The organism is Actinomadura sp. NPDC047616, assembly GCF_040642915.1.
GTDB classification, from domain to species: Bacteria; Actinomycetota; Actinomycetes; order Streptosporangiales; family Streptosporangiaceae; genus Spirillospora; species Spirillospora miaoliensis.
This window is the reverse complement of record NZ_JBEYTB010000015.1, coordinates 1-19097: the sequence shown is the minus strand read 5'-3', so window position 1 is coordinate 19097 and position 19097 is coordinate 1. Positions and strand designations below refer to the sequence as shown.

Here is a 19097-nt window from a genome sequence, read left to right as displayed (position 1 = left end):
CACCGCCGTGGAGGTGTCCAAGGTGTACGGCAGCGGTGACGCCGCGGTGCACGCGCTGCGCGGGGTCAGCGTCGCGTTCGCCCGCGGCGCGTTCACCGCGATCATGGGCCCGTCCGGGTCCGGAAAGTCCACCCTCATGCACTGCCTGGCCGGGCTCGACACCGTCAGCGGCGGCCGGGTCATGCTCGGCGACGCCGAGCTCACCGGCCTGAAGGACCGGCAGCTCACGCTGCTGCGCCGCGACCGCATCGGGTTCATCTTCCAGGCGTTCAACCTGCTGCCGACCCTCACCGCCGAGCAGAACATCCGGCTGCCCCTGGAGCTGGCCGGACGCAGGGCCGACCAGGCGTGGTTCGACCGCGTCGTCGACGTGGTGGGCCTGCGCGACCGGCTCGGCCACCGGCCCAACCAGCTGTCGGGCGGCCAGCAGCAGCGGGTGGCGTGCGCCCGCGCCCTCGTCGCACGGCCCGAGGTCATCTTCGCGGACGAGCCCACCGGCAACCTGGACTCGCGCGCGGGCGCCGAGGTGCTCGGCTTCCTGCGGGCGTCGGTCCGGGAGATGGGGCAGACGATCGTGATGGTCACCCACGACCCGGTGGCCGCCTCGTACGCCGACCGGGTCGTGTTCCTGCGCGACGGCGAGATCGTCTCGGAGATCTTCCAGCCGACCCCCGACGCCGTGCTCGACCGGCTCTCCCGCATCACCGGTGGCTCCGTCGGGTCGTCGCCCCAGAGCGAGCAGGGCCTGGGGGGCTGAGCGGTGCTGAAGACCACACTGGCGGGCCTGCGCGCCCACAAGCTGCGGCTGCTGCTCACCGGCCTGGCCATCACCCTCGGCGTCGGCTTCATCGCCGGGACGTTCGTCCTGACCGACACCATGCAGACGGGCGTGAACGAGAAGTTCGCCCGTTCCGCCGACAAGGTCGACGTGGCGGTGCTGCCCAAGGACGCCGAGAAGCAACTGCCCGCCGCGCTGCTGGACCGCGTCCGCGCCGTGCCGGGCGTGACCGACGCGCAGGGCACCGTACGCGGGGACGCCGTGCTCATCGGCCGCGACGGCAAGGCCGTCGGCAACATGCCCACCGCCGGCATCTCGGTGCCGTCCGGACGGCTGCTGCGCTACGGGATCGAGCGCGGCAGGCCGCCCGCGGGCCCCGCCGAGGCCGTACTGGACACCGAGACCGCCGAGCGCGAGAAGTTCACCGTCGGCCAGACGATCACCGTGCTGGACCACCGGCAGCGCCCGCACCGCTTCACCCTCGTCGGGCTGGCGGACTTCGGCGTCGACACCCAGGCGAGCATGCGCGGCGCGGTCGGCTTCGACGCCGCCACCACCATGCGCGTCACCGGCAAGCGGACCTACCGGGAGATCGACATCGCGGGCCCGGCCGACCGCGCCGCGGTCGCCGCCGCCGCCGGACCCGGCGCCGAGGTGCTGACCGGCGAACAGCTGGGCGAGCGGCTCGCCGCGGCCGCCGGCGCCGACACCAAGCTCATCAGGGCCGGACTGCTGATCTTCGGGCTGGTGTCGATGCTGGTGTCGGCGCTGGTCATCTACAACACCTTCGCCATCCTCATCGCCCAGCGGATGCGCGAGATGGCGCTGCTGCGCTGCGTCGGCGCCACCCGGCGGCAGCTGTTCGGCGGCGTGCTCATCGAGTCGGCGGTCGTCGGGCTGGTCGGTTCGCTGCTCGGCCTGGCCGTGGGACTCGGCCTCGGCGCGGGCACGGTGGCGCTGCTGGGCGGCCCCGACGCGCAGATCCCCACCTACGGCCTGACGCTGGCGCCCCGGACGGTCGTCCTGGGCCTGCTGATCGGCGTGCTCGTCACCATGGTGTCGGCGGTGCTGCCCGCCCGCGCCGCCACCCGCGTCGCCCCCGTCGCCGCGCTGCGCACCGATCTCGAACCGGGCACGGACCGGTTCCGGCTCGGCTGGGCGCGCCTGGCCGTCGCGGTGCTGTGCGGGCTGCCCGGCCTGGCCGTCCTCGGGTACGGCGGGACGGTCATGGAGAAGGGCCAGAGCGCGATGTTCGTCGTGGCGGCCGGCAGCGGCCTGGCGTTCCTCGCGGTGACCGCGCTGATGCCCGCCTTGGTGCGGCCGCTGGGACGGGTCGCGGGCGCGCTGCCCGCCCGCCTGGCCGGGGTGCCGGGACGGCTCGCCGTGGAGAACGCGCGGCGCTCCCCGCGGCGCACCGCCACCACGACGATCGCGCTGACCATCGGCGTCGGCCTGATGACGATGTTCGCGGTGCTCGGCGCCAGCGTCACCGCCACCGCCGACAAGAAGCTGGCCGAGGAGTTCCCCGTGGACTTCCAGCTCGAGACCCAGTGGGGTGGCGCCGACGAGCAGCGCATCCCGCACGCGCTGGCCACCCGCCTGCGCGCGCTGCCGCAGGTCGCCGCCGTCACCGAGCAGCGCGAGCAGGAGGTGCGCGTCGGCGGCGCCACGGGCCGCGCCGAGGACGGGATCGTCGGCACGCTCACCGCGTCCTCGCTCGGCACCGTCCTCAAGCCGGAGTTCACCAGCGGCGCGCTGGCGGACCTGCGGCCGGGCACGGTGGCGGTCACGGACATGACCGCGCGGTCCCAGGGGCTGCGGATCGGCTCGGCCGTCCGGATGCAGACCCGGCAGGGCCCGCTGACGCTGAAGGTCGTCGGCACCACCGGCATGGACGGCCCCGTCCCGCCGTACCTGGTCACCGAGGCCGACTTCGACCGGTACTTCGGGGTCCGGGACGCGTCGGTGCTCTACGTCAACGCGCGTGACGGCGCCGCCGGGGAGGGCGCGCGGGCCGCCGTGGAGGCCGCCGCCAAGCCGTACCCGACGGTCCGGGTGACCTCCGCCGCGGAGATCAAGAAGCAGTTCACCGAGGCCATCGACATGATGCTGGTGATCTTCGCGGCGCTGCTGGGGCTGGCGATCCTCATCGCGCTGTTCGGCATCGCCAACACGCTGACGCTGTCGGTGGTCGAGCGCACCCGCGAGTCGGCGCTGCTGCGCGCGCTCGGCGTCACCCGGCGCCAGCTGCGCCGGATGCTGTCGGTGGAGGCCCTGGTCATGGCGCTGATCGGCGCGGTCACCGGGGTGGCGCTCGGGGTCGCGTTCGGCTGGGCGTCGGTCACCGCGATGACCGACGAGATCGTCTTCTCGCTGCCCTACCCGCGGATCGCGGCGTTCGTGGCGCTGGCGGCGGTCGCCGGCACGCTGGCGGCCGTCCTGCCCGCCCGCCGCGCCGCCAGGACATCCGTCGTCGAGGCCCTCTCCCACGACTGACGCCCGGACGAAACGGCCCGCCCCGCCATCCGTCTTCCGACGGGCGGCGGGGCGGAGCCATGCCGCCCGTCGTCTCGTTCGCGGACCTGGTGCGCGGACGACCGTGTGACTCTGGGTGGGCATATCGTCACCGGTATGTAACGTCGATCCGGTACGGCGCGCACTTGGCCCGGCGGGGAAACGCGCTTGCCGCGCGGGTACTCTGGTTCGCGCACGTCCGGTACCTAGCCGAGGACTGGAACGAACCCATGGACTCACACGTCACGCCGTCTTCCGCCGCGCCCGGGAACGGGCCGGGAGGGTCCGGCGGGCGGCCCGAGGACCGTCCCGCCCGCCTGGCGGTCGGCGTTCTCGGTGCCGGCCGGGTCGGCAGCGCCCTGGGCGCCGCCCTCGCCCGCGCCGGGCACCGCGTCGTCGCCGCGGCGGCCGTGTCGGAGGCGTCCCGGCGGCGGGCCGAGGAACGCCTGCCCGGAGCCGCCGTCACCACCCCGCAGGAGACCGTGGCCGCCGCCGACCTGGTGCTGCTGACCGTCCCGGACGACGCGCTGCCGGAGCTGGCCGAGGGCCTGGCCGCCACGGACGTCCCGATCCAGGGCAAGCTCTTGGCGCACACCAGCGGACGGTACGGCGCCGACGTCCTGGCGCCCCTCACCCGCGCCGGAGGCCTGCCGCTGGCGCTGCACCCGGTGATGACGTTCACCGGACGGCCCGACGACCTCAACCGGCTGACCGGCATCTCCTTCGGGGTCACCGCGCCCGAGCCGCTGCGTCCCGTCGCCGAGGCGCTGGTGGTGGAGATGGGCGGCGAGCCGGTGTGGATCCCCGAGGAGCGCCGCCCGCTCTACCACGCCGCCCTCGCCGGCGGCGCCAACCACCTGGTCACGCTCGTGGTCGAGGCCATGGACCTGCTGCGCGCGGCGGGCGCGCCGGAGCCGGGTCGCATGCTCGGCCCGCTGCTCGGCGCCGCCCTGGACAACGCGCTGCGCCTGGGCATCGACGGTCTCACCGGCCCGGTCGCCCGCGGCGACGCGGGCACGGTCGAGGCGCACGTCGCCGAGCTGGGCCGCGTGTCGCCGGAGAGCCGCCGCGCCTACGTGGCGCTGGCCCGGCTCACCGCCGACCGCGCCCTGGCCGCCGGGCTGCTCAAGGCCGAGGACGCCGAACGGCTGCTCGGCGTCCTGGCCGACTGACCCGTCCCGGCCGGCCGGATCGTCCCGGCGGCCGGACCGTCCTGGCGGACCGAAGGAGGAGGGACCACATGACCGGGGCTACCGGTGTCGAACGGGTGAAGGAGAGGGCGTGACCCCCGTCATCGCCAAGACGCGCGAGGAACTGGCCGCCGTGCGCAGCGGCGTGTCCGGGCGGCTCGCGCTCGTCCCCACCATGGGGGCGCTGCACGAGGGGCACCGGTCGCTGATCCGCCGGGCCCGCGAGCTGGCCGACACGGTCGCGGTGAGCATCTTCGTCAACCCGCTGCAGTTCGGCCCGAACGAGGACTTCGACCGCTACCCGCGCACGTTCGCGGCCGACGTCGAGGCGTGCGCCGCCGAGGGCGTCGACATCGTCTTCGCGCCGACCCGCGAGGTCATGTACCCGTCCGAGCCGCTGGTGCGGCTCGACTCCGGGCCGATGGGAGGCGTCGTGGAGGGCGTCACCCGTCCCGGCCACTTCGACGGGGTCCTGACGGTCGTGCTGAAGCTGTTCAACCTGGTGCGTCCCGACCTGGCGGTGTTCGGCGAGAAGGACGCCCAGCAACTGGCGCTCATCCGCCGGATGGTGGCCGACCTGGACGTGCCGGTCGAGATCGTGGGCGGCCCGACCGTCCGGGAGATCGACGGGCTGGCGCTGTCCAGCCGCAACCGTTACCTGTCCGGTGACGAGCGGCGCACGGCGGTGTCGCTGTCGCAGGCGCTGCAGGCGGGTGCGGACGCCGTCACGGACGGGCCGTCCGCGGTGCTGTGCGCCGCCCGTGCCGTGCTCGACAAGGCCGCCGCGGCCGATCCCCCGCTCGCGCTCGACTACCTGGTCCTGGTCGACCCGGCCACGTTCACCGAGGTCGACGACGCCCACACCGGCCCGGCCGTGCTCGCCGTGGCGGGCCGGGTCGGCGCCACCCATCTGATCGACAACGTCCCCCTGCGGTTCGGCAAGGAGTCCTGATGTTCCGGACGATGTTCAAGTCGAAGATCCACCGTGCCACCGTGACCCAGGCCGACCTGCACTACGTCGGCTCGCTCACCGTCGACCAGGACCTGATGGACGCCGCCGACCTGCTGCCGGGCGAGCAGGTGCAGATCGTCGACATCGACAACGGCGCCCGCCTGGAGACGTACCTGATCGCCGGGGAGCGCGGCTCGGGCGTGATCGGGATCAACGGCGCGGCGGCCCGGCTCGTCCAGCCCGGCGACCTGGTCATCATCATCAGCTACGCGGCCATGACCGACGAGGAGGCCCGGTCGTTCCGGCCCTCGGTCGTCCACGTCGACCGCGACAACAAGATCATCTCGTTGGGGGACGACCCGGCCGAGCCCGTCCCCGGCAGCGCGCAGACCCGCGGCGACCTCGTCCACGGCTGATCTCCGGCGGCCAACCTCATACCCGGGCGTTCGGGGCGGATCGGATTAATGTCACAATGACGAGAACCGATCCCTGAGGAGGGGGCATGATCCCTCGGCTGCTCGCCGCCCCGGCGCCCGGATGGACGGTCGACACGGACGTGGTGGTGATCGGGTCCGGCATCGCCGGGCTGGTCACCGCGCTGCGCTGCCGCCCGCACGGGCGGGTGCTGCTGGTCACGAAGGCGCTGCTGGACGCGGGCTCGACGCGGTGGGCGCAGGGCGGCATCGCCGCCGCGCTGGCGGCCGACGACGAACCCGGCGAGCACCTGGCCGACACCCTCACCGCGGGCGTCGGGCTGTGCGACGAGGCGGCGGTGCGGGTCCTGGTCACCGAGGGGCCGGAGGCGGTCCGGCGGCTGATCGACCTCGGCGCCGAGTTCGACCGCGCCGCCGACGGGAGCATCGCGCTGACCCGGGAGGGCGGCCACCGCAGGCGCCGCATCGCGCACGCCGGCGGCGACGCCACCGGCGCGGAGATCAGCCGGGCGCTGCGGGCCGCGCTCAAGGACGCCGACATCGAGGTGGTCGAGCACGCCCTCGTCCTCGACCTGCTCAAGGACGCGGCCGGCCGCGCCGCCGGCGTCACCCTGCACGTCATGGGGGAGGGGCAGCCGGGCGGGGTCGGCGCGGTGCGGGCACGGGCCGTGGTGCTCGCCACCGGAGGGCTCGGCCAGGTCTTTTCGGCCACCACCAATCCCGACGTGTCCACAGGCGACGGCGTGGCGCTGGCACTGCGCGCCGGAGCCGAGGTCACCGACCTGGAGTTCGTCCAGTTCCACCCGACCGTGCTGTGGCTGGGCGACGACGCGCGCGGGCAGCAGCCGCTGGTCTCCGAGGCCGTCCGCGGGGAGGGCGCCCACCTCGTCGACGCGTCCGGCACCCGCTTCATGCTCGGACGGCACGAGCTGGCCGAACTCGCGCCCCGTGACGTCGTCGCGAAGGGCATCATGATCCGGATGAGGGAGACCGGGGCGTCGCACATGCTGCTGGACGGCCGGCATCTGGGCGCGCGCACGTGGGAGCGGCGCTTCCCCACGATCCTGGCCGCGTGCCGGGACCACGGGATCGACCCGGTGACCGAGCCGATTCCGGTGGTTCCGGCCGCCCATTACGCGAGCGGAGGCGTGCGCACGGACCTTTTCGGCCGGACCTCCGTCCCCGGCCTGTACGCGTGCGGCGAGGTCGCCTGCACCGGCGTGCACGGCGCCAACCGGCTGGCCTCCAACTCGCTGCTGGAGGGCCTGGTGTTCGCCGAGCGCATCGCCGCCGCGCTGCCCGCCGACCTCGGCGAGGCGGCCGGGGAGCCCGAGCCGCCACAGGGCGCGCAGGGCCTCGTCCACCCGGACGCGCGCGGCGAGATCCAGCGGATCATGACCGCGTACGCCGGGGTGCTCCGCGACGCGGACGGTCTCGCCACGGCGGCCCGCGAACTCGACCGCCTCGCCGCCACGGCGTCGACCGGCGCCGCGGAACCGGGCGTGGCGGCGTGGGAGGCGACGAACCTGCTGACCGTGGCGTCCGCGATCGTCGCCGCGGCCGGGCTGCGCGACGAGACGCGCGGCAGCCACTGGCGCGAGGACCGCCCCGACCGCGACGACGACGCCTGGCGCGGTCACCTCGTCACCCGCCTCGCCGGCGGCGGTCTCACCACCACCTACGAAGGGAAGGCGATCCGATGACGCCGGAGCTGGAGACTCGGCTGCGTGACGCCGGGCTCGATCCACAGGCTGTGGAAAACCTCGTGCGGACGGCGCTGGCCGAGGACGGGGACACCGACGTCACCACCGAGCCCGTCTTCGCCCCGCACGACACCGCCTCCGGCGACTTCACCGCCCGCGAGGACGGCGTGGTCGCCGGGATCCCCGTGGCCGAGGTCGTCCTCGAACTGCTCGACGTGACCTACCGGGCCAGGGCCGCCGACGGCGACCGGGTGACCGCCGGGCAGGTGCTGCTGTCGGCGCACGGCCCCACCAGGGCGCTGCTGCGCGCCGAACGGACCGCCCTCAACCTGCTGTGCCACCTGTCCGGCATCGCCACCGCGACGCGCGCCTGGACGGACGCGATGGCCGGCACCAAGGCCAGGGTCCGCGACACCCGCAAGACCCTGCCCGGCCTGCGCGCCCTGCAGAAGTACGCGGTGCGCTGCGGCGGCGGCGTCAACCACCGGATGGGCCTGCACGACTCCGCGCTGATCAAGGACAACCACGTCGCCGCCGCGGGCTCGATCACCAAGGCGTACGCGGCGATCCGCGACGTCTACCCGTCCCTGCACGTCCAGGTGGAGTGCGACACCCTCGCCCAGGTGCGCGAGGCGCTCGCGGCGGGCGCCACCTCGATCCTGCTCGACAACATGAGCACCGCCGACATGGCCGAGGCGGTCCGCCTGGTGGACGGCCGCGCCGAACTGGAGGCCAGCGGCGGGCTCACTCTGGACAGGGCCCGAGACGTCGCCGTGACCGGTGTGGACTACCTTTCCGTTGGTGCGCTGACCCACTCGGCGCGCGTGTTCGACATCGGCCTTGACTTCACCTGACCAGCGGGGACCTGATGCTGCTCACCATCGACGTCGGTAACACCCACACCGTCCTCGGCCTGTTCGAGGGCACGGAGGTGATCGAGCACTGGAGGATCAACACCGATCCGCGGCGCACCGCCGACGAGATCGCCGTGGTCCTGCAGGGCCTGGTCCAGCAGAGCCCGCTGCTGGCCGAGACCGACATCAGCGGCATCGCGCTGTGCTCGACGGTTCCGTCCGTCCTGCACGAGATGCGGGAGATGTGCCGCCGCTACTACGGCGACGTGCCCGCCGTGATCGTGGAGCCGGGGGTGAAGACCGGGGTGCCGGTCCGCATGGACAACCCCAAGGAGGTCGGCGCCGACCGGATCGTCAACGCGCTGGCCGCCGTGCACACCCACGGCGGCCCGGCGATCGTGGTCGACTTCGGCACCGCCACCACGTTCGACGCGGTGTCGGCCAAGGGCGAGTACGTGGGCGGCGCCATCGCCCCCGGCATCGAGATCTCCATCGACGCGCTGTCGGTGCGCGGCGCCCAGCTGCACAAGATCGAGCTGGTCCGGCCGCGCAACGTGATCGCCAAGAACACCGTGGAGGCGCTGCAGTCGGGCATCATCTTCGGCTTCGCCGGGCAGGTCGACGGGATCGTGGAGCGCATGGCCGAGGAACTGGCCGCCGACCCGGCCGAGGTCACGGTCATCGCGACGGGCGGCCTGGCGCCGCTGGTGCTGGAGGAGGCCCGCTGCATCGACGTCTTCGAGCCGTGGCTCACCCTCATCGGCCTGCGTCTGATCTACGAACGCAACACCGCCTGACGCCGCCCCGCACGCTTCTGGACGTCGGCCCGGGACGTGCTCGGGGCGAGGGACCTTCGCAAGGCGACTTGCGAAGGTCCGCCTTGAGCGCAAGTCACTTACGTGGGTCGATAGCCTTGAGCCCGTGAGTGACGCGACCTACGACGAGCTTCCGGAGCAGATGCGGGTGCGCCGGGAGAAGCTGGACCGGCTCCGCGAGAACGGCATCGACCCGTACCCGGTCGGCTTCCCGCGCACCGCGACCATCGACGAGATCCGGGAGAAATATCCCGACCTGGAGCCGGGCACCGAGACCGGTGAGAAGGTCGGCGTCGCCGGGCGCGTCATGCTCATCCGCAACACCGGCAAGCTGTGCTTCGCCACCATCCGCGACGGCTCCGGCGACCTGCAGATCATGCTGTCGCTGGCCAACGTCGGGCAGGAGCAGCTCGACTTCTGGAAGCGCGAGGTCGACCTCGGCGACCACATCGGTGTGGAGGGCGAGGTCATCACCTCCCGCCGCGGCGAGCTGTCGATCATGGCCGACCGGTTCCAGATCACCGCCAAGTGCCTGCGGCCGCTGCCGGAGAAGCACGTCGGCCTCACCGACCCCGAGGCCCGGGTGCGGCTGCGCTACGTCGACCTGATCGTCAACGACGAGGCGCGCCGGATGGCCCGGCTGCGCAGCGACACCGTGCGGGCGGCGCGCGACTTCTGGCACGAGGAGGGGTACCTCGAGGTCGAGACCCCGATGCTGCAGCCGATCCACGGCGGGGCGGCGGCACGGCCGTTCGTGACGCACATCAACGCCTACGGCATGGACCTCTACCTGCGGATCGCGATCGAGCTGTACCTCAAGCGGCTCGTCGTCGGCGGCATCGAGAAGGTCTTCGAGATCAACCGCAACTTCCGCAACGAGGGCGCGGACTCCACGCACAACCCCGAGTTCACGATGCTGGAGGCGTACGGCACCTACCTCGACTACAACGACATGGCCGACCTCACCCAGCGCCTGTACCAGCGGTGCGTCGTGGCCGCGCTGGGCACGTCGGTGGTGGTGCGCGACGGCCGGGAGATCGACCTCGGTCTCGCCGAGTGGCCGCGCATCACGTTGTACGGGGCGGTGTCGCAGGCGCTCGGCGAGGAGATCACCCCGCACACGCCGCTGGAGCAGGTGCGCAAGTACGCCGACGCGCGCGGCGTCACCTGGGACCCCAAGTGGGGGCAGGGCAAGCTCGTCCAGGAGATCTTCGAGGAGCTGGTCGAGCACACGCTGGTCCAGCCGACGTTCGTCATGGACTACCCGCTGGAGACCTCGCCGCTGACCCGGCAGCACCGCGAGGAGCCGCTGCTGACCGAGAAGTGGGACCTCATCGGGTTCGGCACCGAGCTGGGCACCGCCTACTCGGAGCTGATCGACCCGGTCGAGCAGCGGCGCCGGCTCACCGAGCAGTCGCTGCTGGCGGCCGGCGGCGACCCGGAGGCCATGCAGCTGGACGAGGACTTCCTGCGCGCCCTGGAGTACGCGATGCCGCCCACCGGCGGCGTCGGCGTCGGCATCGACCGGATGATCATGGCTTTCACCGGCAAGAACATCCGCGAGACGATCCTGTTCCCGCTGGTCAAGCCCGAGTGACGCGACCGGCGGCGGCTCGCGGCACGGCGAGCCGCCGCCGACCGGCTACGCGGACTCGCGCACGACCAGCTCGGGCGTCAGGACGATCTGGCGGTGCTGGTGCCCGGGGCCCTCGGCCGCCTCGGCGGCCTCGGTGAGGGCCAGCTCGGCGGCCGCCCGGCCCAGCTCGTGCCGGGGCTGGCGGATCGTGGTCAGCGGGACGGCCGCGGTGGCCGCCAGCTCGATGTCGTCGTAGCCGATCACCGCCACGTCCTCGGGCACCCGCACGCCCTGCCGCACCAGCTCGTTCACCAGCCCCACGGCCAGCAGGTCGTTGGCGCAGAACACGCCGGTCGGCACCGGGTCCAGCGCCAGCAGGCGGCGCGCCGCGGCCCCGCCCTCCTTCGGCGACAGCGACGCCTGCGTCAGCGTGACCGCGGGCTCGTGCCCCGCCCGGGCGAGGGCGCGGGCGGCGCCGTCCAGCCGCTCCTGGCAGGGCTGCGGGTGCGGGTCGCCGGTCACGAACGCCAGCCGCTCGCGGCCCAGGCCGAGCAGGTGCGCGGCGGCGACGGCCCCGCCCGCGACGTGGTCGACCCGCACCGAGCACACGCCCGGACCTGCGTGGTCGAGCAGCACCACCGTCATGCCCGCCGCCCGCAGCCGCACGATGCCGGCCGGGCCGAGCCCCACCGGCGTGATCAGCACCCCCGCGGCGCGCTGCTGCTCCAGCAGTTCCAGGCAGCGGCGCTCCTTGTCGGCGGAGTGGTCGTTGGTCAGCCACAGCGCGTCGTGGCCCGCCGCGTTGAGGGCCTGCTCGGCGCCGCGGGCCACGTCGGTGGCGTACGGGTTGGTCAGGTCCTCCACGACCACGCCGAACGGCCGGGGACGCGGGCCGGGCGGACCGCCGTCCGCGCGGCGCCCGCCCTGGCGCAGCCGCCGGGCGGACTCGTTGCGCACGAAGCCGAGCTCCTCGATGGCCGCGCGGACGCGGTCACGGGTGGCTTCGGCCACGAGGTCTGGCCGGTTTAGGACATTCGAAACGGTCCCAACTGAGACTCCGGCGCGCCTCGCGACTTCCCGAATACTGCTCTGAGGCAAGTCTCTCCTCGTCGACCCCGGACTGGTTTTCGCAGGTTATCGAGTTGTCCGCACCGAACCCCCGCGAAGCCGGTCGCGGACCGTAGTCATAAGAGCACACAACGTGCTTAATCCGCGCTTGACGGGCCGGATCCGGCCGCCTAGCGTTCCGAGCCGAAGCGTGCCTTGAAACGATTCACGATCATCGCCCCCGATGGTATGGGCGAATCGGACGAGGAGGGATGGGTTGACGTGACTGGCGATCATGACCCGTCCCGGACACGACGCGCTCCGCCACGAGCCCGCCACATCATCGTGCGCGCGCCCGAGGCGACGAGGAGCATCCGCGTCCGGTCGGCCTAACGACTGAATCGTTACCCGGGGTTCCCGTTCGGCGCCGAGCAATCGGCCCATCGGCCACCTCCGGCCAAAGCACGCCAGACGGCAAGGCACACCGATGATCTCGGTCCGGCCCCCCGCCCCGGACCCGGCAACCCGACGCGTACAGATCAAGGCCCGCCCGTGCCTGTGCAGCGGACGGCTGCATCCCCGCGGTCATCACCACGGACGAGGGAGGACGGAGTGGAACAGGCCACCATCGCACGTCGTGGCACCGACGACCTGCGCCTCAGCGAAGAGGAGATCAAGCTCCTCGCGCAGATCGCCAGCGGTGTCACCGCGGACGTGGCGGCACGAAAGCTGGAACTGAGCGCCCGGACCCTGCGCCGCCGGCTGCGGACCATCTGCGACCGGCTGGAGGTCAACACGCCCATCGAGGCCGTGGTCTGGGCGGCCCGGCGACAGCTCATCTAGGGGCGCGCCCCCGCACCCGCCCCCCGGCGGGCGGCGGCGCGAAAGCATTCGACCGAGCATCGGCGACCACCGTCCGACCCCGCGCGGCGACGTCGGCGGCCCCTCGGGTAGGTCCCCGTGGGAGACGTCGCCGCGGACGTGGTCCGACGCGGCGGTCGCAGCACGCCCGCACGCGGACCCGTGTGCGCCGGTGACCTCAGGCGACCCGGACCCCGCCCGCGAACGGGCGGCCCGCCATCGGCGCGATCTTCACCACGTCGCCGGTCTGCGGCGCGTGCAGCATCTTGCCGTTGCCGACGTACAGGCCCACGTGGTGCAGGTCGGAGTAGAAGAACACCAGGTCTCCGGGCTGCAGCTGGTCGCGGGAGATGTGCGTGCCGGCGTTCCACTGGCTGCCGGTGTAGTGCGGCAGGCTGACGCCCACCTGCCGGTAGGCCCACATCACCAGGCCGGAGCAGTCGAAGGTGTTGGGCCCCTCCGCGCCCCACACGTACGGCCTGCCGATCTTGGTCATCGCGTACCGCAGCGCCTGGGCGGCCTTGCCGGTGCCGGCCACGGGCAGCTTGGTCAGCTGGGTGGGGTCGCGCTTGACCAGCCTGCCGCGGACCTTCTCGTAGGCCGTGGTGACCTTCTTGCGCTGGCCCTCCAGCTGCGTGCGCAGCTGCTCGACCTGCTCGGCGCGCGCCTCGGCGGACTTGCGCGCCCGCTCGGCCGCCTGCATGGCCTGCATCAGGCCCTGCACCTTGGTGCCGTCCTGGGTGGCGAAGTAGTGCAGCGTGGCGGCCTGGTCGAGCATCGCCTGCGGGTTCTGCGCGGCCAGGAACGAGACCGTGGGGTCGGCGCCGCCCTGCATGTAGCTGGTGGCCGCCAGGCTGCCGACCTTGGCGCGCTCCTCCTCCAGCGCCTTCTGCTGGCGCTTGGCGTTGTCGCCCGCCACCTTGGCGGCGCGCTGCGACTGCTTCAGCTTGACGCGCAGGCCGTTGTACTGCTCGGTGAGCTGCTCCAGCTGGTCGGCGAGCTTGGTCGCCTGCTCGCGCAGCTCCTTGGTGGAGGGCTCGGGGTCGGCCTGCGCGGCGGGGGCGGGCGCGGCCACGACGAGGGAGACGGCGGCGAGCGCGCCGGTCGCCGCGGCGGCCCGGCGGCCGGGGCGGGCGGCGGCGCACGCGGTGACGCGCGCAATGACTACGGCCTGCGCGGCGCGCAGCGGGCGCGAAAGGAACGCGGGGCGCGAGGGCTCCAAGAACTCTCCTCTCCTCGTCCGCCTACCGGGTGAGCTGACGGGTTCGGGCCGGAGCTGCACCTTCCGCGGACGTGCGGAGCGTCCGCACCGTGCGGATTCACCCCAGTCGGCATGGCTCTGGAGTGGTCCCGGAACCGTCCGATCGCGGGTCCCCGGTTCCTGCGGGGCGCCGGCTGCGGCCCGCGGGACTCGGCGGTTCGGCCTCCCGATCACGGGGGTCCGATGTCAGCGCAGGAGACTAACGGAGCGCTCGTCGCCTGCCAACCAGAACATGCGAAATCGCAGGTGACCCGAGGACGCTCGGATGTAACACGGGTGCTCGCGGGCTTGTGCGATCACTTCGCTGTGCGCTATTTCACTTTCTGTCCGCTTGAGGGGACGGTCGGTATCGGACGATGCCGTTCGTGTCTTTCGGTACATCTGCGTCGTCTGTGGCGCCGTGCCGGCGGCCGTGCGTGACGGACCGGCCACGGGAGGCCGCCCGCGGTCCGATAATGTCGCCTGTTTGTGGAAGTCGTGATCAGGCGTGCCCGTACCGCCGACGTGCCGCACATCCGGCGGCTCATCGACGCGTACGCCGGTCCGGGGCGGCGGATGCTCGCCAGGTCCACGGTGACGCTCTATGAGGACGTCCAGGAGTTCTGGGTGGCCGAGGACGTCCGGGCCGCCGCGCCGGGGGACGAGCGACGCCCAGGGGGGCGCGGGGGGCGCGTCGTGGGCTGCGGCGCCCTCCATGTGATGTGGGAGGACCTGGCCGAGGTGCGCTCGGTGGCCGTGGACAAGGAGTACGGGGGCCACGGCATAGGGCACCGGATTGTCGAGCGGCTTCTGGAAACCGCGCGGGAACTGGGAGTGGGAAGGGTGTTCTGCCTTACCTTCGAGGTGGACTTCTTCGCCCGGCACGGCTTCGAGCCGATCCTCGGAACCCCCGTGTCGCGCGAGGTGTACGACGAGCTTCTCCGTTCCTACGACGAAGGCGTGGCAGAGTTCCTGGACCTCGACCGGGTCAAGCCGAATACGTTGGGCAATACCCGGATGTTGCTTCGCCTGGAGGACTGATCGATGAGCGACTCCCCCCACCGCGGACAGCCCTATCCGCGGCAGCCCCCGGGCCCGCCCTACCAAGGCGGACCGTCCTACGGTGCCCCACCCTCCCAGCAGGGCTCACAGTGGCAGCAGCCCCAGCAGCACGGTTCTCCGTGGCAGGGCGGGGGGGCCCCACAGCAGCAATGGCAACAGCAATGGCAGCAGCCGCCCGCCCAGGGATATGACGGCGGCGGCTACGACGCCGCCGCCGCGGACCTTCCCCTGGCGCCGATCCTCCGCAGGGCCGGGGCGCGCCTCATCGACAACGTCCTGGTGGCCGTTTTCGGATTCGCGCTCATCGTTCCCATCAGCGTCGGCATCATCGGCCTGGACACCTCCGGGAGCAAGGCCAGCAGCGAGGGCGGCATCTGGAACTGGCCCATCATCTTCACCCTTTTCGCGGTACTGGCGGTGCTGCCGTTCCTCTATGAGGCGGTCCAGCTCGCCATGTGGGGGCGGACCCTGGGCAAGCGCGTCCTGCACCTGGGGGTGGTACAGGCGCGGCCCGCGGGAGAGCCGCTGACGACGACGCAGGCCGTGTGGCGCGCGGGTGTCATGCACATCGGCTACCAGCTCGGCCTCTTCTTCTTCCTCGCGCTCGCCGTGAAGGTGTGGGACTACTTCGCCTACGGCATGCTGCTGGTCTGTATCGGCACCGTGATGGCCTATCTGTGGGCCATCTGGGACCAGCCGCTGCGCCAGTCCCTGCACGACCGCTTCTCGGGGACGCTCGTCATCGACGAGCGTGGGGAGTACTCCGAGTACTCCGACCAGACGGGCGACTACGCCGACCGGACGGCCGAGTACCCCGGCCACACGGGCTACGAGGGATAGCCCGCAGTGGCGGCGTCCCCTCCCGCACCCGGCGCCGACCCCCTTCCCCCGGCAGAGGGGGAGAGCGCCCCGGAACTCGCCGAACCGGGGCAGCGGCTGGTCGCGCGCATCGTCGACACGCTCGTGGTGGGCCTTCCCGTGGTCATGGTGATCCGGGAAGGCTTCCCCGACCTCGGCATCGAGAAGGTCGCGCCACCGCTCGTGGCCGGGCTGCTGCTCGTGTACGAGTGGATCCAGCTCGCGCTGTGGGGGCGCACCGTGGGCAAGCGCGTCGCGGGCATCGAAGTCGTCCGTGAGGACCCGGGCTGCCCCGCCGTGGACAGGAGACGCCCGGACGTGCTCCGTTCGCTGCTGCGGGCCGCCACGTACTGCCTGCCCATCGCGGTCCGTCCCGTCCCGGTGTTCGGGGCGGTGGCGGGACTGTTCTGGGTGGCGAACGCCGGGGCGATTTACGAGTCGCGGCTGGAGCGGTCCGCACGCCGCAGGGCCCTGCACGACCGTTTCGCGGGGACGGTCGTGGTCAGGCGGCCCGCCGCCGTCGCGGCGGCGGCAGACGCCCAGGAGGCCTGAGCGCTTCGTACTTCGCGCCGTACTTCCGCCTCGTTCTCATACACCTCTCATATGCCCTCATAGAAGGTTGAGGCTCGATAGGAGGCCGGTACGGCTATAGAGGCCGCTTACAGCGGGCGCTTAGCGTCCTTGGTCCCATACGCCGGTCCAAGCGCTTACGCTTACCCGGACCCATACGAGCGGCCGGCCCCTAACGGCCGCGCTTCCCCGGCGCGGCCAAGCCCTACTCCACCCCTTACGCCGTCGGCCCTTCCGCGAGGCGTCTCTTCCCCTGGACGCCCCTTACAACGGCGGCCGTTCCGTGCTCGGAGCCTACGCCGATGGCCTTATGTCGACGGTCTAAGGGTGATGGGCGAGCCCATACGGCCGTGGGAGCTATGAGAACCGGACGGGATCGGCCATGGGGTGTCCATGAGGGCGTATTGTCGGCGGGGTCGCTCAGAGAGGTCAGAACGCGCCGCCCAGATCTCTGTGCGTCGTACACAAGACGGGAGCCCGGATCCGGCTGGGGCGCGCTCACCGGCCGCGCACATCGAGTGCGCCGGCTGTCGCCTTCCGAGCCGCCTGGGACGGCCGGCGTGCGTCAACGGCGAGACAAAGGGTAAAGACTTGCGCACGGCTCAACGCGGGATCGGACCGCGGACGCCCCGGTGATTACTGAGCGTGATCGATATGGCCGAGGCGGTGGTACCGGACATGCCTCCTGGGCTGCCGGTGCCGTATGCTCCGGTCGCGTGCCGAGGTGTAGGTGCACGGTGACGTGGCGCAGGCGGCGGCCCGTAACGATGTCCGTTCCCCGGGTGAAGCGCTCGACGGCGTGACGGGATTGCTTGCTTATCCGCTGTTATCGACGTGGTGTGGCGGCGGTCGACCGGCGGTCGAGCGCCGGAAGTCGGCCCTGCCGCCCGGCGATGGCAAAGGATTTCGCGACGGAGCTCCCGGCCGGAATCTATCGACACGACCGGCCTCCAGAGGCGTCAACGCCGACGTCACAGGGGGTGCGGCCGCCGCGGCATTCCCGCACCGGTGTGGTTAGTGCCGTTACGTCGGGGTTAATGGGGGTGGCGGGGGGCGGTGCCGCCCTCCCCGTTAAGGTGGGCCGGGCCCTCATTTCCGCAGGCGCGGCGGGCCGTCCCGAAAGCCGCCGGCCCGGAAACCCCGCCCAATGCAAGATCGTCCGGGCCGCCGGGCGACGTGATCTCGGTCACGCCGAAATCGTGATCCGGCTCCAGGGGTCGGACAATTCCGCCACCCCCGGCCCTCCCGCGTGCCCGGCCGGCGCGGCGGCTAAGGGCCCCTCGACCCGGTTTCGGTCCTCGTGATTACGAAGAGTTACCGTGGGGCAAGCAAACTTCATCGCGAGTGTTGAATTGTCATCGGCAAGCATCGCGGTATATGTTTGTCAACCGAATGCAGTTTGCTCCAGCTGAAAGGTCTGTCTCCATGGCACAGAAGGTTCAGGTGCTTCTCGTCGACGACCTCGACGGTGGCGAGGCGGACGAGACCGTGCAGTTCTCGATCGATGGCGCCTCGTACGAGATCGATCTCAGTAGCGCCAACGCTAAGAAGCTCCGGGATTCCCTGCAGCCGTTCGTCGAGAAGTCCCGCAAGGCGGGCGGTGTCCGCCGGGGCGGCCGCCGGCAGCGCGGCGCGTCGAGCCGCGAGCGCAGCGCCGAGATCCGCGCGTGGGCCAAGCGCAATGGCATCAAGGTCAATGAGCGCGGCCGCATCCCGCAGAATGTGATCGAGCAGTACGAGGCGGCCAACTGAGCCCGTTCGTCCGTCCGGGCGGGCCACCCTGCTCGGTGAGCTTCGCTCACCTTCGCCGGTGGCCCGTCCTTGGTTTCTCCGGGGGGCGACCCTCGGACCCCCGTTGCGGCTCGCGTAGAACGCTCGCCGCGGGAGGTGCGCGGGGGCACCTGCTCGGTGAGCGGGCGCTCGCCTTCGTGAAGTTCCGCGTGTGGTTTCTCCCGGGGGATGACCCCTGGGGCGCCCGGCTGCGGCACGCACAGAACGCTCAGTGCGAGGACATGCGGTCGCTTCTCCTACGGTGGACGCTCGCCGTCGCGGGGGCCTGACCGGCTCTTTCGGCGCGATCCGTAGAACCCGGGCATGGCTCGCGCGTGCGCTCCGGGTTTCTTCCCGAGGACGCCGGTGCTGTTCGTGTCGGAGGTGCGGAGGTGGCGCGACGGATTCGTGCATTCGGCGCGTCTCGAAGGCAGCCGCGGCGACCTGCGGAAAGGCCCCGTTCGCTTGAGGCGTAGCGGGAACATCGCGCACCGTCGCGGTAGTTGGATGAGGATGAACAGCGCTTAGCTGGGGAACGTCTCCTGGTGGGACTGCACCGGGCGGCCTCCTCGGGGCGGGCTAGCATGCGGAAGGACAGGTCCGGACGTTCTGGACGCTGCCCAACCGCTCTGTGAGGAGCGACGAGATGTTCGAGAGGTTCACCGACCGCGCGCGGCGGGTTGTCGTCCTGGCCCAGGAAGAGGCCAGGATGCTCAATCACAACTACATCGGCACCGAGCACATCCTTCTGGGTTTGATCCACGAGGGTGAGGGCGTTGCGGCCAAGGCGCTGGAGTCGTTGGGTATCAGCCTGGAGGCGGTGCGGCAGCAGGTCGAGGAGATCATCGGCCAGGGTCAGCAGGCGCCGTCGGG

At 72.1% G+C, this 19097-nt stretch carries 17 protein-coding genes and 1 riboswitch; of the genes, 15 read left to right on the top strand and 2 right to left on the bottom strand.

The window, feature by feature from the left end; all coding sequences use genetic code 11:
• Positions 1-7 precede the first annotated feature (7 nt).
• The 9 genes from ABZ801_RS30380 to lysX all read left to right on the top strand — a co-directional run bounded on the left by ABZ801_RS30380 (position 8) and on the right by lysX (position 10837).
• Positions 8-757: an ABC transporter ATP-binding protein gene (locus ABZ801_RS30380; RefSeq protein WP_360704716.1), complete on the top strand. Its 750-nt coding sequence runs from the start codon at positions 8-10 to the stop codon at positions 755-757.
• A 3-nt stretch (positions 758-760) separates the two neighbouring features.
• Positions 761-3274, top strand: coding sequence for an FtsX-like permease family protein (locus tag ABZ801_RS30375; RefSeq protein ID WP_360704250.1), 2514 nt, complete (start codon positions 761-763; stop codon positions 3272-3274).
• Positions 3275-3522: 248 nt separating this feature from the next.
• Entirely contained in the window at positions 3523-4464 is a 942-nt protein-coding gene (locus tag ABZ801_RS30370; RefSeq protein ID WP_344949189.1) for a DUF2520 domain-containing protein, read from the top strand.
• Positions 4465-4573: 109 nt separating this feature from the next.
• Positions 4574-5434, top strand: coding sequence for a pantoate--beta-alanine ligase (gene panC / locus ABZ801_RS30365; protein ID WP_360704247.1), 861 nt, complete (start codon positions 4574-4576; stop codon positions 5432-5434).
• Positions 5434-5850, top strand: coding sequence for an aspartate 1-decarboxylase (panD, locus tag ABZ801_RS30360; protein ID WP_344949183.1), 417 nt, complete (start codon positions 5434-5436; stop codon positions 5848-5850). The genes panC and panD overlap by 1 nt, the downstream gene beginning before the upstream one ends.
• Positions 5851-5936: 86 nt before the next feature.
• Positions 5937-7571 carry an L-aspartate oxidase gene (locus ABZ801_RS30355; protein ID WP_360704244.1) on the top strand — a complete coding sequence of 545 codons (1635 nt, stop codon included), beginning with the start codon at positions 5937-5939 and terminating at the stop codon, positions 7569-7571.
• Positions 7568-8425: a carboxylating nicotinate-nucleotide diphosphorylase gene (gene nadC, locus ABZ801_RS30350; RefSeq protein WP_360704241.1), complete on the top strand. Its 858-nt coding sequence runs from the start codon at positions 7568-7570 to the stop codon at positions 8423-8425. Before ABZ801_RS30355 ends, nadC begins: the two co-directional genes overlap by 4 nt.
• 14 nt (positions 8426-8439) lie before the next feature.
• Positions 8440-9222, top strand: coding sequence for a type III pantothenate kinase (locus ABZ801_RS30345; protein ID WP_344949180.1), 783 nt, complete (start codon positions 8440-8442; stop codon positions 9220-9222).
• Positions 9223-9346: 124 nt separating this feature from the next.
• Positions 9347-10837, top strand: coding sequence for a bifunctional lysylphosphatidylglycerol synthetase/lysine--tRNA ligase LysX (gene lysX / locus ABZ801_RS30340; RefSeq protein WP_360704238.1), 1491 nt, complete (start codon positions 9347-9349; stop codon positions 10835-10837).
• Between the two features lie 45 nt (positions 10838-10882).
• Here lysX and ABZ801_RS30335 read toward each other — a convergent pair whose 3' ends face one another.
• Positions 10883-11914 (bottom strand): LacI family DNA-binding transcriptional regulator, encoded by a 1032-nt coding sequence (locus ABZ801_RS30335; RefSeq protein ID WP_360704235.1) that lies wholly within the window; start codon positions 11912-11914, stop codon positions 10883-10885.
• A 561-nt stretch (positions 11915-12475) separates the two neighbouring features.
• Between ABZ801_RS30335 and ABZ801_RS30330 the strand changes: the two genes are divergently transcribed.
• On the top strand, positions 12476-12706 hold the full coding sequence (locus ABZ801_RS30330) for a LuxR C-terminal-related transcriptional regulator (RefSeq protein ID WP_344949171.1): 231 nt from the start codon (positions 12476-12478) through the stop codon (positions 12704-12706).
• 196 nt (positions 12707-12902) lie between these two features.
• Here the strand turns inward: ABZ801_RS30330 and ABZ801_RS30325 are convergent, their stop codons facing one another.
• Complete coding sequence (locus ABZ801_RS30325) at positions 12903-13946, bottom strand: NlpC/P60 family protein (protein WP_360704232.1); 1044 nt, start codon at positions 13944-13946, stop codon at positions 12903-12905.
• 3 nt (positions 13947-13949) lie between these two features.
• A riboswitch (cyclic di-AMP (ydaO/yuaA leader) is annotated at positions 13950-14151 on the bottom strand.
• Between the two features lie 302 nt (positions 14152-14453).
• On the opposite strand from ABZ801_RS30325, the gene ABZ801_RS30320 reads away from it, so the two are divergent.
• The 5 genes from ABZ801_RS30320 to ABZ801_RS30300 all read left to right on the top strand — a co-directional run.
• Positions 14454-15005, top strand: a complete 552-nt coding sequence (locus ABZ801_RS30320) for an amino-acid N-acetyltransferase (protein ID WP_360704229.1) — start codon at positions 14454-14456, stop codon at positions 15003-15005.
• A gap of 3 nt (positions 15006-15008) precedes the next feature.
• A complete protein-coding gene (locus ABZ801_RS30315; RefSeq protein WP_360704227.1) occupies positions 15009-15866 on the top strand; it encodes an RDD family protein in 858 nt (285 codons plus the stop codon).
• A gap of 6 nt (positions 15867-15872) precedes the next feature.
• Entirely contained in the window at positions 15873-16436 is a 564-nt protein-coding gene (locus tag ABZ801_RS30310; protein ID WP_360704224.1) for an RDD family protein, read from the top strand.
• Positions 16437-17879: 1443 nt separating this feature from the next.
• Positions 17880-18206, top strand: a complete 327-nt coding sequence (locus tag ABZ801_RS30305; RefSeq protein ID WP_285497337.1) for an Lsr2 family protein — start codon at positions 17880-17882, stop codon at positions 18204-18206.
• A gap of 664 nt (positions 18207-18870) precedes the next feature.
• On the top strand, positions 18871-19097 hold a 227-nt coding region (locus ABZ801_RS30300), incomplete at its 3' end, for a Clp protease N-terminal domain-containing protein (protein ID WP_360704221.1).

What these genes read in the sequence shown, in the direction of transcription:
- ABZ801_RS30370 (WP_344949189.1), top strand. Translation starts at nt 3,523, where the DNA reads ATGGACTCACACGTCACGCCGTCTTCCGCCGCGCCCGGGAACGGGCCG.
- panD (WP_344949183.1), top strand. Translation starts at nt 5,434, where the DNA reads ATGTTCCGGACGATGTTCAAGTCGAAGATCCACCGTGCCACCGTGACC.
- ABZ801_RS30355 (WP_360704244.1), top strand. Translation starts at nt 5,937, where the DNA reads ATGATCCCTCGGCTGCTCGCCGCCCCGGCGCCCGGATGGACGGTCGAC.
- nadC (WP_360704241.1), top strand. Translation starts at nt 7,568, where the DNA reads ATGACGCCGGAGCTGGAGACTCGGCTGCGTGACGCCGGGCTCGATCCA.
- ABZ801_RS30345 (WP_344949180.1), top strand. Translation starts at nt 8,440, where the DNA reads ATGCTGCTCACCATCGACGTCGGTAACACCCACACCGTCCTCGGCCTG.
- ABZ801_RS30315 (WP_360704227.1), top strand. Translation starts at nt 15,009, where the DNA reads ATGAGCGACTCCCCCCACCGCGGACAGCCCTATCCGCGGCAGCCCCCG.
- ABZ801_RS30305 (WP_285497337.1), top strand. Translation starts at nt 17,880, where the DNA reads ATGGCACAGAAGGTTCAGGTGCTTCTCGTCGACGACCTCGACGGTGGC.